Below are 13,197 nucleotides of genomic sequence, written 5' to 3'. Positions count from 1 at the left end.
CACCGTCCACTCCAACCCTGTGGTGTGCTCGGCTGTCGGGCAGAAGGTCGTACCCATGCGGTGGACTCCCTACTCCTTGCTCTGTACTGACATCCGCCTCAACAGAGGGCGCCCGCGTCTCATTCCCGCAGCGCGGCTGTCCAACGGGTCACAGCGTCGGTGATCGTCCGGAGGGTCTCGGCCTCGTCGGTCCCCGCCTTCTTCGGCACGGCGAAACCATGATCGGCGAAGGGGACCTCGACGAGCTCGTACGGACCGTCGGGGAATTCCGCGGGCTTGCCGAAGGGATCGTTGCCACCCTGTACGACGAGGGTGGGCACGCCCGCCCCGAGCAGTTCGTCGGCGCGGGACTTCTCCGGGCGGCCGGGCGGATGCAGCGGGAAGCTCAGCGCGAGCACGCCCACGGCGCCGAGCTCCGCGGCCGTGCGGCAGGCGACACGCGCCCCGGCGCTGCGGCCACCGGCGACGACGGGCAGCCCGGGCTTCGCCAGGGCGGGCCATACCCCGCGCCACCCGGTGTCGAGCGTCTTCGGCGCGGGGGCGAGCTTCTTGCCGGCGACGCGCCAGGGCTGCTCGACAAGGGCGACGGTGACGCCGTGCGCGGGCAGGGCGCTGGCGATCGCCCGCAGGTCCCGTGCCTCGATCCCGCCGCCGGCACCGTGGCCGAGCGCGAGGACGAGACCGGCGTTCTTGCCGTCGAACCAGGTGACGCGGGCGTCGCCGCCGGCGACGTCGATGATCTCTTTCCGCTCCATCGGACCATTCTGACGCGGGACCGCGGTGCGGGGCTGTTCCCCACACCGCCCTCCCTCCACGGCCCGGCGGCCGTGGGCGGGGTCCCCCGGGCGAAGCCAGGGTGATAGCACCGGGGCTTCGCCCAGACCCCGTGCCACCCTCCGAGCGGTGTCTCTGCCCCTGGCCTTCGCTCCGGGGGCTTCCGGACGGGCTGACTTCGCGCAGCGAAATCCGCCTCGCGGGACCACTCCCCCGGCTTCGCCGGGGACCGAACCCACCGCCGCCAGTTGTAGGGGAGTGTGAGGCGCACGGGGTCCGGCGGGGGTACCCCGCACCCGCAGATCCAGGGCCCGTAGGCGCCTGGGGCAGGAGCGCCGGGTCCGGTGAGGATCCGCCACGCCCGCAAAGTGTGGGGTGCTCGGGTGGTGCGTTCCCCTGCCCGGAGTGCACAGGGAGCTCCGGTCCGGTGGGGCGCATACACCCGCAGGGCGCAGGCAGACGCAGGCCCAGTAGGGCCCACACCCCGCAGGGCGCAGGCAGACGCAGGCCCAGTAGGGCCCACACCCCGCAGGGCGCAGGCAGACGCAGGCGCAGTAGGGCCCACACCCCGCAGGGCGCAGAGGGAGGAGCCCCCTGTTACGGGGAACGCCCCAGGGTCAGAACAGCACCGGCTCCTCCGGCCCGGACAGCTCCTCCAGCAGCTCCGGGCCGTTGTTGCGCACATTGCTGACCGCCGTCGTCACCGCGTACGCCCGCATCAGCCCCTCCGGCGGCGCAGCGAGCAGCGCCCGGACCTCGTCGGGGTCCGTCGTGGACGGGTCCAGCCACGTGTCCCAGCGTTCCGGCGTCAGCATCAGCGGCATACGGGGGTGGATGTCGGCGAGCGAGCGCGGTCCCTCGGCCGGCGCCACGCCCAGCGGTCCCTTCTCCGCCTCCGTGGTGATCACCGAGCACGTCACCCACCACGCCTGCGCGTGGTCGTCCGGCAGCGTCCGGTCGCGCCAGAACTCGTAGACGCCTGCCATCGCGAACACCGACCCGTCCGCCGGGGTCACGAAGTACGGCTGCTTCCTGGGGCGCTTCTTCCTGCCCTCGACCTCGAGGTCGCGCTCTGCGGTCCCGGTCACCCACTCGTAATAGCCGTCGGCCGGCAGGATGCAGCGGCGCGAGAGGAAGGGCCTGCGGAACGACGGCTTCTCGTGGATCGTCTCCGCCCGTGCGTTGATCATCCGGGCAGCGCCCTCGGGTGACTTGGCCCACGACGGCACCAGGCCCCACTTCAGCGCGCGCATCTGGCGAACCGGACGCCGGTCCCCGGCGTCCTTCACAGGACGTTCGAGGATCGCGTAGACCTCCTTGGTCGGGGCCACGTTCCAGTCGGGCGCGAGAGTCTCCTCCGGCTCCCACTTCTCGACCCGGAACGTCCCGACGAGATCCTCGGGCCTACGACTGGCTGCATACCTCCCACACATAAGTGCCACACTGCCACTTCCGTACGCCGTCCGAGGAGCCGCCCGCGAAATGGTCACGACACACACCGCCACGGTCCTCGGCAGCGCGACGCTCGCCGACTTCTGGGACCGGCTGTTCGGCACCCAGAGTCCACCCGCCGTCTGGCTCGTCGTCGTCACCGGCGTCGTCGCGCTCGCCGCCGTCATACCCGGCAGCCTGTGGCGGGTCTCCAGAAACGCCGTCACCATCGCTCACGAGGGCGGCCACGGCCTTGTGGCATTGCTCACCGGCCGCTCGCTGCAAGGCATCAGGCTGCACTCGGACACCAGCGGCCTCACCGTGAGCCGGGGCAGACCGACCGGGCTGGGCATGGTCCTGACCGCGGCCGCGGGCTACACCGCCACCCCGCTCCTCGGTCTCGGCGGCGCCTGGCTGCTGGCCGCGCACCACATCACGCTGCTGCTGTGGGCGGCGACGGCGCTGCTGCTGGCGCTGCTGGTCATGGTCCGCAACGCCTACGGCGTCCTCACCGTGACCCTGACCGGGGCCGCCTTCCTCCTCGTGTCCTGGCTGACGGAACCCGGCGTGCAGTCCGTCTTCGCGTACACGGCCGTGTGGTTCATGCTGCTCGGCGGCGTACGCCCGGTGTTCGAGCTGCAGTCCAAACGCCGCCACGGCGGGGCGCCGGACTCCGACGCGGACCAGCTCGGCCGGCTCACCCATGTGCCGCCGGTCGTTTGGCTGGGGTTCTTCCATCTGGTGGCCTTCTGTTCGCTGATCGGCGGAGGACGCTGGCTGCTCGGGCTCTGACCTCGGAGGCGGTCGGCGCCGAGCCACTAAAGTGAGGGCCATGACCGACAGCACCGCGCACCCCGCCCTCTGGCCCGCCCCCTACGCGACCGGAGCCGTCGAAGCGACCGTCACCGTGCCCGGATCCAAATCGGTCACCAACCGTGCGCTGGTGCTGGCTGCCCTCGCCGCCGAGCCGGGCTGGCTGCGCCGCCCGCTGCGGTCCCGCGACACCCTTCTGATGTCGGCCGCGCTGCAGGCGATGGGCGTCGGCATCGAGGAGACGGTCTCCTCCAGCACGACGGGCGGCGCCGGTGAGGCGTGGCGCGTCATCCCGACGGGTCTGCACGGCCCGGCCACGGTGGACGTCGGCAACGCCGGCACGGTGATGCGGTTCCTGCCGCCCGTCGCCGCGCTCGCCGACGGCCCGATCCGTTTCGACGGCGATCCCCGGTCCTACGAGCGTCCCCTCGGCGGAGTGATCGGTGCGCTGCGCACGCTCGGCGCCCGTATCGACGACGACGACCGCGGCGCGCTGCCGATGACGGTGCACGGCGGCGGGGCGCTGGACGGCGGGGCGGTGCGGATCGACGCCTCGTCCTCGTCGCAGTTCGTGTCCGCGCTGCTGCTGTCGGCGCCGCGCTTCAACCAGGGGGTGGAGGTGCGTCATGTGGGCGGCCGGCTGCCCTCGATGCCGCACATCCGGATGACCGTCGACATGCTCCGCGCGGTCGGCGCCCAGGTCGACGAGCCGGAGACGGGCGGCGAGCCGGACGTCTGGCGGGTGTCGCACAGCGCCCTGCTGGGCCGCGACCTGACGGTCGAGCCCGACCTGTCCAACGCGCAGCCGTTCCTGGCGGCCGCTCTGGTGACCGGCGGCCGCGTCACGATCCCGGACTGGCCCGAGCGCACCACCCAGCCCGGTGACGCGCTGCGCGAGATCTTCACCGAGATGGGCGGCTCGTGCGAGCTGACGACGACGGCTGACGGCACGGCGCTGGTGTTCACCGGCAGCGGCCGTATCCACGGCATCGACGTGGATCTGGGCGAGGTCGGCGAGCTCACCCCGGGCATCGCCGCGGTGGCCGCGCTGGCCGACTCGCCGTCCACGCTGCGCGGTGTGGCGCATCTGCGACTGCACGAGACCGACCGGCTGGCGGCACTCACGAAGGAGATCAACGAGCTCGGCGGCGACGTCACCGAGACCGACGACGGCCTGCGCATCCACCCGCGCCCGCTGCACGGTGGCGTCTTCCACACCTACGACGACCACCGGATGGCGACGGCCGGTTCGATCATCGGTCTCGCGGTGAAGGACGTGCAGATCGAGAACGTGGCGACCACCGCCAAGACCTTGCCCGACTTCCCGCGGATGTGGGCCGAAATGCTCGGGGCCTGACGTCATGCGCCGTTACGGCAAGCACACCGACGAGGACGACATCCGCTCACGCCCCAACCGCAAGGGCAACCGTCCACGCACCAGCATCCGGCCCAAGCACGAGGACGCTGCGGAGGGCATGGTCCTCACCGTCGACCGGGGGCGGCTGACGTGCCTGGTCGAGGACCGGGTCGTCATGGCGATGAAGGCCCGTGAGCTGGGCCGCAAGGCGGCGGTCGTCGGCGACCGGGTCGGCATCGTGGGTGATCTGTCGGGCGCCAAGGACACCCTGGCCCGGATCGTACGGATCAAGCCGCGCAGCTCGGTGCTGCGGCGTACGGCCGATGACGACGATCCCTTCGAGCGCGTGGTCGTCGCCAATGCGGACCAGCTCGCGATCGTCACCGCGCTCGCAGACCCCGAGCCGCGCCCGCGCCTGATCGACCGCTGTCTGGTCGCGGCGTACGACGGCGGTCTGGAGCCGCTGCTCGTCCTGACCAAGTCGGACCTCGCCCCGCCGGACCAGCTGCTGGAGAAGTACGGCGCGCTCGGTGTGCCCCATGTGGTCACCACTCGCGAGGAGTTCGTGGACGGGCTCGCGGCGGAGCGCGTCCGCGAGTACCTGGTGGGCAGGACGACGGCGTTCGTCGGGCACTCGGGTGTGGGCAAGACGACGCTGGTGAACGCGCTGGTGCCCGAGGAGCGACGGCGCAGCACCGGCGTTGTCAACGCGGTCACCGGCCGGGGCCGGCACACGACCACCTCCGCTCTCGCCCTGCCGCTCGCGGGCGAGAAGGGCGGCTGGGTGATCGACACTCCGGGCGTGCGGTCGTTCGGCCTGCACCATGTCGATCCCTCCCGGGTCATCCACGCGTTCCCGGATCTGGAACCGGGCACGGAGGGCTGCCCGCGCGCCTGTTCGCACGACGAACCGGACTGTGCGCTGGACGACTGGGTGGCCGAGGGCCATGCGGATCCGGCCCGGCTGTACTCGCTGCGCCGGCTGCTGGCGACGCGGGAGCGACGCGAAGGTGACTGAGACGTCCACGTTTGCGGCCTGCGACGGTTGGTAAGTGCATAATCGCACCAAGTCAGACCAAGCAGTCACCGATGACGCGGGAGGCCGAAGAGCGATGGCGTGGCTGCTGGTGGTGGTCGCAGGGCTTCTTGAGACAGGCTTCGCGGTCTGTCTCAAGCTGTCGCACGGCTTCACCCGCTTGTGGCCCACGGTCGCCTTCGCGGTGTTCGCCCTCGGCAGTTTCGGCCTGCTGACCCTGTCGCTGCGGAAGCTCGACGTGGGGCCCGCTTATGCGGTGTGGACGGGCATCGGCGCGGCAGGTACGGCCATCTACGGCATGATCTTCCTCGGTGACCTTGTCTCCACCCTCAAGATCGTCTCGATCACACTGGTGATCGTCGGCGTCATCGGTCTGCAGCTTTCGGGCTCTTCGCAATGACGGCCGCACCGAGCCCGTCCAGCGCGGCCCGCACCAGCTGAGCGAGCCCCTCGCCCACGGGCGCGACGACACAGGACAAGGGCCAGGCGCACGGCGAGTTCACAGTGCTGCGGCAGATCCGCCGGATCCTCGGTCGTGCGTCCCTGCCGCGACCGGCGTGCCCGCCGGACGGCGCTGCGCGATCGGTCCCGTACCGCCGCGAGCAGCTCGGCCGGAGCGGGCAGAGCGGCGTCGGCCCGGCGCTGGGCCGGCACCACGGACCGCCCGGCGCCCGGGCGCACCGGGCGCGGCGCGGGCAGCCTCTCGCCCCAGCAGCCGGTGAGCAGAGCGCGCAGCAGCGGCCTGGTGCGGGCCTCGCCGACGGTCCACTCGGCGAGCGACACGAGCCGTTCGGCCGGTTCGGTCCGCTGGGCCAGCCGTTCCACACCGCGCAGATACCGGTCGGCCTCGCGCCGCATCAGGGCGCGGGCGAGGCCGTCCTTGCTGCCGAACTCGTTGTAGAGCGTCTGGCGGGACACCCCCGCGGCACCGGCTACGTCGGTCATCCGCACACCCGACCAGGGGAGTTCGCCGAGGGCCGCGAGCGCGGCGTCCAGCAGGGACTCTCGAGCTGCGGGCATCGTCGCCTCCCGGGCCGGGCGTGTGTGGGCACAGGGTTGACGGGCCGGGCGACGCTGTCAAGGGACACGGCACCGCGTCAGCCGGCCGCCCCGCTGCCCGGGAAGGGTGGTTTCGGCCCCGATAGAGTGGCGACCATGCCGGACTACCACGATGATCTGCGCCTCGCCCATGTCCTCGCGGACGCCGCCGACGCCACCACGATGGATCGGTTCAAGGCCCTGGACCTCAAGGTCGAGACCAAGCCGGACATGACCCCGGTGAGCGAGGCCGACAAGGCTGCCGAGGAACTCATCCGCGGGCATCTCCAGCGGGCACGGCCGCGCGACGCGATCCTCGGAGAGGAGTTCGGCATCGAGGGCACGGGCCCGCGGCGCTGGGTCGTGGACCCCATCGACGGCACCAAGAACTACGTGCGCGGCGTCCCGGTGTGGGCGACGCTCATCTCGCTCATGGAAGCGGGTGAGGGCGGCTTCGAGCCGGTGATGGGCGTGGTGTCGGCACCGGCGCTGGGCCGCCGCTGGTGGGCGGCGAAGGGCGCGGGCGCGTTCACCGGCCGCAGCCTGACGTCGGCGACGCGGCTGCGGGTCTCGAAGGTGGAGCGGATCCAGGACGCTTCGTTCGCGTACTCCTCGCTGACCGGCTGGGAGGAGCAGGGGCGTCTCGACGGCTTCCTGAACCTGTCCCGTGCCTGCTGGCGCACCCGTGGCTACGGCGATTTCTGGTCCTACATGATGGTGGCGGAGGGTTCGGTGGACATCTGCGCCGAGCCGGAGCTCTCGCTCTGGGACATGGCGGCTCCGGCGATCGTGGTGCAGGAGGCAGGCGGGTCGTTCACCGGCCTCGACGGGACTCCCGGACCGCACAGCGGCAATGCCGCCGCGTCGAACGGGCTGCTCCACCGGGAGCTCCTCGGGTACCTGAACCAGCGGTACTGACGCTACCTGCGGCTTGACCTGGGCATTTCCTCCATCCTCAACCCCCCTGGGCCGTCGTGGGGCCGTCATCGGCCTTCGGGCCGTTTTCGAACGCACGGTTCACCGCCTTGCGCGTGCGCTTCTCGCTGCTCGGCATGAGGTGCGTGTACGTCGCGCGAACCGGGGACGGCCGTACTCGGCCGCCAAATCGTCGGCCATGGACCGGAGAAACGCTCGGGTGGTGTCCGGAATAGCGGCACGCTTCAAACGCTGCGCGACCTTGTCAAAAGGCTGAATGGGCGGGAGCGAAAAAGGCGGCGGCTCCAATTCGTGAAGCCGCCGGAGCAGTACGCCCATTTCCCCCGTACTCGCGTACGTGCCTCCGTCGGAGAGACCCTCCCAGAACGTCACCGGGTGGCCCTGAAGGACGACCGGCTGTTCGGCCGCCGTGACGAGTCGTGCCGCCGGATATCCCTCGGCCGCGAGCCATTCCGCTACGGCCACTTCCCTCCGCACGGAGGTGAGCCGATCGGGACTCCAGCCGACCCGGGCAGGAGCCCCACCACCAGGCATGCGAGTGACCGGACCTCGCGCTCCGGGCCCTCCGTACCACCTCACTGGGCGGACTCAGCTGAGACATACTCGAAAGCCGTAGCTCCTGGCCCTCGCTCGCCAGGAGTCAGTGTCCGCGTCCCACTCATTGAAATCTTGCGTGACGTCTTCCAACGATTCATCGCTAACACCGAATAGGGCGTCCCTTTGTCGCTCCGCTAGAGCAGCACCTTCCCTCTCCCTGTCGAGAAATTCCTCAATTTCCGCCTCGCCTCCCTCCGGAGGGGGCAGCGCCCCCCACTCAGTAATCATACTGTTGCCGACGGCGAGAATTTGCGAATACGTCTGCCAACTCGGTTCGGTGTCTGGGTTCTGCTGAACCTTGGCATCGAGCTTCCCCGACTCCCTATACCACTTCTTGCATATTGCATCAGCATCTTGGACGTACGACGCCTTTGAGGACGACCCGGACCACGCATTTCCATCGAAGGGGGATGGGGAGGGGGAGTCAAGATCACCGGTAGCACCGGAACTATCCGAGCCACCGGAACTATCCCAGCCGTCGGAACTATCCGAGCCGTCGGAACTATCAGTGCTTCTCTCTGATTGGCCAGTAAGTCTCATCGCGATGTCAGAGATCGCGTCAACACCGAAAAAGAAACTCAGAAGTCCGCAGATTCCGGCAAGAACACCGATTCCAACGAAAACCTGCTGGATTCTGTTGCTGCTGTTATCTTCCGTCACCCTTTGATCCCGCCAGCCCTCAGTGTCCGTTGTTCAGCAGGACGCTGATCCTGAACTAGGAGTTGCTGGCCGGGAAGCCCTGAAAGGGGCGCCAAGGAGTGCACGGGGGGCGCTAAGGAGTGCACTGGGGGCGCGTCCGAGCTGAGCCCCCAGCTCTGAGCCCGCTCGTTGTCCTCGCCTTTGTCCAGTGCGCCGACGGCCGCCACCGTTTCACCGCCGTACGCGCACCCCGTCTGACCTGCCCCGTGAACCTCTACGAACGCCCCCGGGACGGCCGTGCGGACAGTTGGAAAGCGTGCGCCACCGGAGCGAGTACCGCGGTGAAACCTCGGGAGAACACCACAGTTGACCCTTGTGGCGTCTGCTTTCCCGGCCCCTGTTCATGCCCGACCCCAAACCAGGCAGGACACCGGCCAACCCCGTGGAGCCGCCCTCAGGCAGTGAGTCCCGACTGTGCTGGCGCCTACGCTTTCAGGGCCTCGTTGAAGAGGTCGGCGACGGACTGCTTCACCGCGTAGTTGGCGCCGCCTTCGGCTTCCCACCAATGGAAGGGGAAGCGCCGCCCGGACTCCTTGCACGCCCGGCCGGTGGTGTTCATGTACCCGGCCAGCACGTTGGGGTTGTTCTTGGTGCCATCGGGGTTGAGGTTGAACCGCTCCACGATCTCGTCGCAGGAGACCAGGCGGCCGGGGGTGGCTCGCAGGTAGTCGAAGATCTCCTGTGCGGGCTTGGACAGGGCCTCGTAGTAGGCCACAGCCTGCGCGTGGTCGTCGGCCTTCCATTCGGGGCCGTCGTGGCCCGGTCCACCATCGTGCCTGGCCCACATGAGGTGGGCGTCGTCCAGGTACACGGGAAGCTTCTCCTTGTCCTTCTTCGGGCGGCCCGGTTTCCTGGTCCGGGTCGCGGAGTGGTGTTCGAGGTCGTCGCGGTCATAGATGGGGCCGGCGGCGATGGTGTCGATGGGCTGGGGGGCGTCGTCGCGGGCGAGGAGCCTGCGGGTCTGGGATTTATCGGCCTGGTAGATGGCTGCTGCTTCGGCGATGCCCGCCAGCCGCAGGGGGCGGCCATCGGGCTTGTTCATACCCATGGGCTTCTCCTCGGGTCTCATCCAGCGGGACGGATCGACGCCGGCTCGCACCAACGGCACCCTATCCGAAAAAGGTCCTCACCATGGACTATTTAAGGGTTACTGTTGATGTGGTCGTGCAGGTCTGCCGCGAACCTTGGCCGCCATATCACCCCGCTGCCGCAGAGCCGCCCAGCAACCCGTCACCGCCGGGCCGTCTGTGGGCCGTCCGAGGGCGGCGACGACCAACAACGACCAATGGCAACGGCTACCGTGCAGCTCCCCGAGGGGATGTGGGGCAATGCTGCACCCCCCTGTATGAGCGGTTCTATACCAGCGGTACTGAAGCCACTTGCGGCTTGACCTTGCGCCGCCTTCAAGCCGTGGTGACCACGCCCCTTGGAAGGCTCGCCCCCGCCTCCGCTTCGGGCGGCTTTTCAGGAGGGGGGCCGCCCCGCTGAAAAGCCTTGAGAGCTCCCGTGACGGGTCGGGTGCGCCTTCTTGGCCCGTGGCGAGCCAGAGGGGTGCTTGCCCTGCGACGGGCGGAAGTTACGAGGCACTGGTCAGTAGCACCGCGGTTCACCGATACGACTGGAAGGCCGTACCCCAGGGGGTTTGGACGCCTTCTGACGAGGGTGCGGTTCTTCGGCTACTGCGGTGGGCGCGGCGCTCGCCGCCGGGTGTGGACGGTTCAGGCAACGACGTGGGCAAGATTCGCAAGGTCGCCAGCACGATGTGCTACACGCAGGACGCCCTCGGCGGCTCCGACACCGGGCCCGCGTTCAACGCGTTCGCGGCCGCCTGGGAGGCCGAGACCAAGGTCCTCGAAGCGGCCCTGCACGAACTCGCGGAGAAGGTCCGCCTCTCCAGCCACGCGGGCCGCGGTTCCGACATCGACGTCCGTACGGGAGCCCACGCCGTCTCCGTCGGCTCGGCCGCCGACGCGGGCGTCAGCACGATTGCGTACGTCGCGAAGATCGTCCAGGTCGGCGGCCTCGCGTACGCGGCCGGGTTGGCCGAGCCCCTGCCGTCGGGTGCGGCGTCCGCTTGCCTGCGGGACTGGCTGGAGACCGCTGCGCAGGTCGCCGGCACACCGGATGACGAGGCGCGCGTCGCACGCCGGCTGGACACGATCGCCGAGCTCACGGCCTGCGCCGCGGCAGCCGGGCCGCGGCGGCGGGCCCGGTCCGGCCTGATCCAAACGAGAGGCCGTGGCCACGCCAGCCGGATTCCGGGCTCTCCGTGGACACGCGACCGATCGGCCTCGGACGACAGCTGTACCGATCGGTCAGGAATCAGCCGTACGGATCCCGATCGGCGCACGCCCGCGCCATCAGCGGCTTTTCGCGCGTGGCCCAACTGGCCGCGCGCGCCCCCTTGCTGCCCTGGTTGCGGGCTGCGACTCTAAGAGTCCCCCCACTTGTGAACTTGTGAATCGGTTCTCCAGCACCGATCCACCAAGGAGGTGGCTTTCGCCCATGCTCGTCCGTGACGCCATGAGCACAGTGGTCCTCACCATCGGACCCGCACACACACTCCGCCAGGCGGCCAGTCTGATGGCCGCACGACGTGTCGGCGCGGCCGTCGTCCTCGACGGCGATCTGGGACTCGGGATCCTCACCGAGCGCGACATTCTGAACTCGGTCGGCTCGGGCCAGAGCCCGGACCTGGAGACCGCAGGGACGCACACCACCACCGACGTCGTGTTCGCCGCACCTTCCTGGACCCTGGAGGAGGCGGCCGAGGCAATGGCGCACGGCGGCTTCCGCCATCTCATCGTGATGGACAAGGGCGGCCCGATCGGCATCGTCTCGGTCCGCGACATCATCCGCTGTTGGGCCCCGGTCCGGAGGCATGCGGGCTCGGTCGCCGGCTGACGGAGGCACGACGCATCCCTGAGCACGCCCGAAGAGGGCCGGATCCCACTGGACACCACTGGACAGGGATCCGGCCCTCTGCAATCGACAAGCGGGTCAGCCGCGCAGGGCCTGGACCGCGACCTCCAGCCGCTTGCCGAAATCGCCGTCCGCCTGGCGGAAGTTGTTGATCGCGCGCTCGGCGATGTCGTCGCGCGACACCTTGGCGATGAAGCCGGCCAGGTTGTCGATCAGCCGGCTCTTCTCGTCCTCGGACATCAGGCGGTAGAGGTTGCCCGCCTGCACGAAGTCGTTGTCCTCGGAGTGGACGGGCGCCGGGTGGTCGCCGGTCACGCCGGTCACCGGGACGGGCTGCCACAGCGCGCGGTCGATCTGGTGCGGGCCGCCGAAGCTGTTGGGCTCGTAGTTCTTCGCGCCCTTGTGGCGGCCGTCGTAGAGGAAGCCGTCACGGCTGTTCGTCCGCGCCTCGGTGGCGTGCGGGCGGTTCACCGGGAGGTGGTCGGCGTTGATGCCGACGCGGTAGCGGTGGGCGTCGCCGTACGCGAAGAGGCGGCCCTGGAGCATCTTGTCGGGGGAGGGGCCGATGCCCGGCACGAAGTGGGCGGGGCTGAAGATGGACTGCTCGACCTCGGCGAAGATGTTCTCGGGGTTGCGGTTGAGCTCCAGCTTGCCGATCTCGATCGGCGGGTAGTCCGCGTGCGGCCACACCTTGGTGAGGTCGAACGGGTTGAAGCGGTAGGTCGCCGCGTCGGCCGCGGGCATGATCTGCACCTGCACGGTCCACGTCGGGAACTCGCCGCGCTCGATGGCCTCGCGCAGGTCGCGCTGGTGGGAGTCCGGGTCCTCACCGGCGAGCCTGTTGGCCTCGTCCTGGGTGAGGTTCTTGATGCCCTGGTCGGTCTTGAAGTGGTACTTGACCCAGAAGACCTCGCCGGCCTCGTTGTTCCACTGGTAGGTGTGGGAGCCGTAGCCGTTCATGTGGCGGTACGAGGCGGGGATGCCCCGGTCGCCGAACAGCCAGGTCACCTGGTGGGTGGACTCGGGCGAAAGACCCCAGAAGTCCCAGACGTTGTCCGCCTCCTGGCTGCCCGTGTACGGGTCGCGCTTCTGGGTGTGGATGAAGTCGGGGAACTTGATGGCGTCCTTGATGAAGAACACGGGGGTGTTGTTGCCGACGAGGTCGTAGTTGCCCTCTTCGGTGTAGAACTTCAGTGCCCAGCCGCGCGGGTCGCGGACCGCGTCCGCCGCACCCAGGTTGCCGGCGACGGTCGAGAAGCGCAGGAACGTCTCCGTCTGCTTGCCGACCTCGGAGAGGAACTTGGCACGCGTCCACTGCGAGACGTCACGGGTGAGCGTGAAGGTGCCGTACGCGCCGGCACCACGGGCGTGGACGACGCGCTCCGGGATGCGCTCGCGGTTGAAGTGCGCCAGCTTCTCCAGCAGCAGCTGGTCCTGGACCAGGACCGGACCGCCGACGCCCGCCGTCTCGCTGTTCTGGTTGTCGGCGACCGGTGCCCCGGCCTCCGTGGTGAGCGGTCCCTGCGTCACGTGCGCCTCCTGCGTCGTTCCTGCCCATTGATCAGATTCAGCGCGACCTGCCCTAGGCGTGCGC

General features: G+C 69.6%; 13 protein-coding genes. 7 read left to right on the top strand and 6 right to left on the bottom strand.

Annotated features, from left to right (window positions below; genetic code table 11):
* Positions 1–119 precede the first annotated feature (119 nt).
* Together ACH5AF_RS22725 and ACH5AF_RS22720 are read right to left on the bottom strand one after the other, a co-directional pair.
* Positions 120–755, bottom strand: coding sequence for an alpha/beta family hydrolase (locus tag ACH5AF_RS22725; RefSeq protein WP_398903623.1), 636 nt, complete (start codon positions 753–755; stop codon positions 120–122).
* 636 nt (positions 756–1,391) lie between these two features.
* Positions 1,392–2,207: an SOS response-associated peptidase gene (locus ACH5AF_RS22720; RefSeq protein WP_398903621.1), complete on the bottom strand. Its 816-nt coding sequence runs from the start codon at positions 2,205–2,207 to the stop codon at positions 1,392–1,394.
* A 49-nt stretch (positions 2,208–2,256) separates the two neighbouring features.
* Here ACH5AF_RS22720 and ACH5AF_RS22715 point away from each other — a divergent pair, with 49 nt between their 5' ends.
* From ACH5AF_RS22715 to ACH5AF_RS22700, 4 genes are all read left to right on the top strand, one after another.
* Entirely contained in the window at positions 2,257–2,997 is a 741-nt protein-coding gene (locus ACH5AF_RS22715) for a M50 family metallopeptidase (RefSeq protein WP_398903619.1), read from the top strand.
* A 40-nt stretch (positions 2,998–3,037) separates the two neighbouring features.
* On the top strand, positions 3,038–4,375 hold the full coding sequence (gene aroA / locus ACH5AF_RS22710) for a 3-phosphoshikimate 1-carboxyvinyltransferase (RefSeq protein WP_398903617.1): 1,338 nt from the start codon (positions 3,038–3,040) through the stop codon (positions 4,373–4,375).
* A 4-nt stretch (positions 4,376–4,379) separates the two neighbouring features.
* Positions 4,380–5,393 carry a ribosome small subunit-dependent GTPase A gene (rsgA, locus tag ACH5AF_RS22705; RefSeq protein WP_398903616.1) on the top strand — a complete coding sequence of 338 codons (1,014 nt, stop codon included), beginning with the start codon at positions 4,380–4,382 and terminating at the stop codon, positions 5,391–5,393.
* Between the two features lie 94 nt (positions 5,394–5,487).
* Positions 5,488–5,811 (top strand): DMT family transporter, encoded by a 324-nt coding sequence (locus ACH5AF_RS22700; RefSeq protein WP_398903686.1) that lies wholly within the window; start codon positions 5,488–5,490, stop codon positions 5,809–5,811.
* Here the strand turns inward: ACH5AF_RS22700 and ACH5AF_RS22695 are convergent.
* Positions 5,703–6,431: a TetR/AcrR family transcriptional regulator gene (locus ACH5AF_RS22695; protein WP_398903615.1), complete on the bottom strand. Its 729-nt coding sequence runs from the start codon at positions 6,429–6,431 to the stop codon at positions 5,703–5,705. The genes ACH5AF_RS22700 and ACH5AF_RS22695 overlap by 109 nt on opposite strands.
* Before the next feature lie 135 nt (positions 6,432–6,566).
* Here ACH5AF_RS22695 and hisN point away from each other — a divergent pair, with 135 nt between their 5' ends.
* Entirely contained in the window at positions 6,567–7,367 is an 801-nt protein-coding gene (gene hisN, locus ACH5AF_RS22690) for a histidinol-phosphatase (protein WP_398903613.1), read from the top strand.
* 606 nt (positions 7,368–7,973) lie between these two features.
* On the opposite strand, the gene ACH5AF_RS22685 is transcribed toward hisN, so the two are convergent.
* Positions 7,974–8,642: a hypothetical protein gene (locus tag ACH5AF_RS22685; protein WP_398903611.1), complete on the bottom strand. Its 669-nt coding sequence runs from the start codon at positions 8,640–8,642 to the stop codon at positions 7,974–7,976.
* Between the two features lie 463 nt (positions 8,643–9,105).
* Positions 9,106–9,729, bottom strand: a complete 624-nt coding sequence (locus ACH5AF_RS22680; protein ID WP_398903609.1) for a DUF6416 domain-containing protein — start codon at positions 9,727–9,729, stop codon at positions 9,106–9,108.
* Between the two features lie 682 nt (positions 9,730–10,411).
* On the opposite strand from ACH5AF_RS22680, the gene ACH5AF_RS22675 reads away from it, so the two are divergent.
* Both ACH5AF_RS22675 and ACH5AF_RS22670 read left to right on the top strand, forming a co-directional pair.
* Complete coding sequence (locus tag ACH5AF_RS22675; protein ID WP_398903607.1) at positions 10,412–11,116, top strand: hypothetical protein; 705 nt, start codon at positions 10,412–10,414, stop codon at positions 11,114–11,116.
* 70 nt (positions 11,117–11,186) lie between these two features.
* On the top strand, positions 11,187–11,585 hold the full coding sequence (locus ACH5AF_RS22670; protein WP_398903605.1) for a cyclic nucleotide-binding/CBS domain-containing protein: 399 nt from the start codon (positions 11,187–11,189) through the stop codon (positions 11,583–11,585).
* A 96-nt stretch (positions 11,586–11,681) separates the two neighbouring features.
* On the opposite strand, the gene ACH5AF_RS22665 is transcribed toward ACH5AF_RS22670, so the two are convergent.
* A complete protein-coding gene (locus ACH5AF_RS22665; protein ID WP_398903603.1) occupies positions 11,682–13,133 on the bottom strand; it encodes a catalase in 1,452 nt (483 codons plus the stop codon).
* Positions 13,134–13,197: the final 64 nt, after the last annotated feature.

The organism is Streptomyces sp. NPDC018833 (genome assembly GCF_044390825.1).
GTDB lineage: Bacteria > Actinomycetota > Actinomycetes > Streptomycetales > Streptomycetaceae > Streptomyces.
The sequence above is the reverse complement of the archived record's forward strand: the minus strand, read 5'-3'. Positions and strand labels throughout refer to the sequence as shown.

Coding starts and splice junctions, on each gene's coding strand:
- ACH5AF_RS22725 (WP_398903623.1), bottom strand. CDS start 755: ATGGAGCGGAAAGAGATCATCGACGTCGCCGGCGGCGACGCCCGCGTC.
- ACH5AF_RS22720 (WP_398903621.1), bottom strand. CDS start 2,207: ATGTGTGGGAGGTATGCAGCCAGTCGTAGGCCCGAGGATCTCGTCGGG.
- ACH5AF_RS22715 (WP_398903619.1), top strand. CDS start 2,257: ATGGTCACGACACACACCGCCACGGTCCTCGGCAGCGCGACGCTCGCC.
- aroA (WP_398903617.1), top strand. CDS start 3,038: ATGACCGACAGCACCGCGCACCCCGCCCTCTGGCCCGCCCCCTACGCG.
- rsgA (WP_398903616.1), top strand. CDS start 4,380: ATGCGCCGTTACGGCAAGCACACCGACGAGGACGACATCCGCTCACGC.
- ACH5AF_RS22700 (WP_398903686.1), top strand. CDS start 5,488: ATGGCGTGGCTGCTGGTGGTGGTCGCAGGGCTTCTTGAGACAGGCTTC.
- ACH5AF_RS22695 (WP_398903615.1), bottom strand. CDS start 6,431: ATGCCCGCAGCTCGAGAGTCCCTGCTGGACGCCGCGCTCGCGGCCCTC.
- hisN (WP_398903613.1), top strand. CDS start 6,567: ATGCCGGACTACCACGATGATCTGCGCCTCGCCCATGTCCTCGCGGAC.
- ACH5AF_RS22680 (WP_398903609.1), bottom strand. CDS start 9,729: ATGGGTATGAACAAGCCCGATGGCCGCCCCCTGCGGCTGGCGGGCATC.
- ACH5AF_RS22670 (WP_398903605.1), top strand. CDS start 11,187: ATGCTCGTCCGTGACGCCATGAGCACAGTGGTCCTCACCATCGGACCC.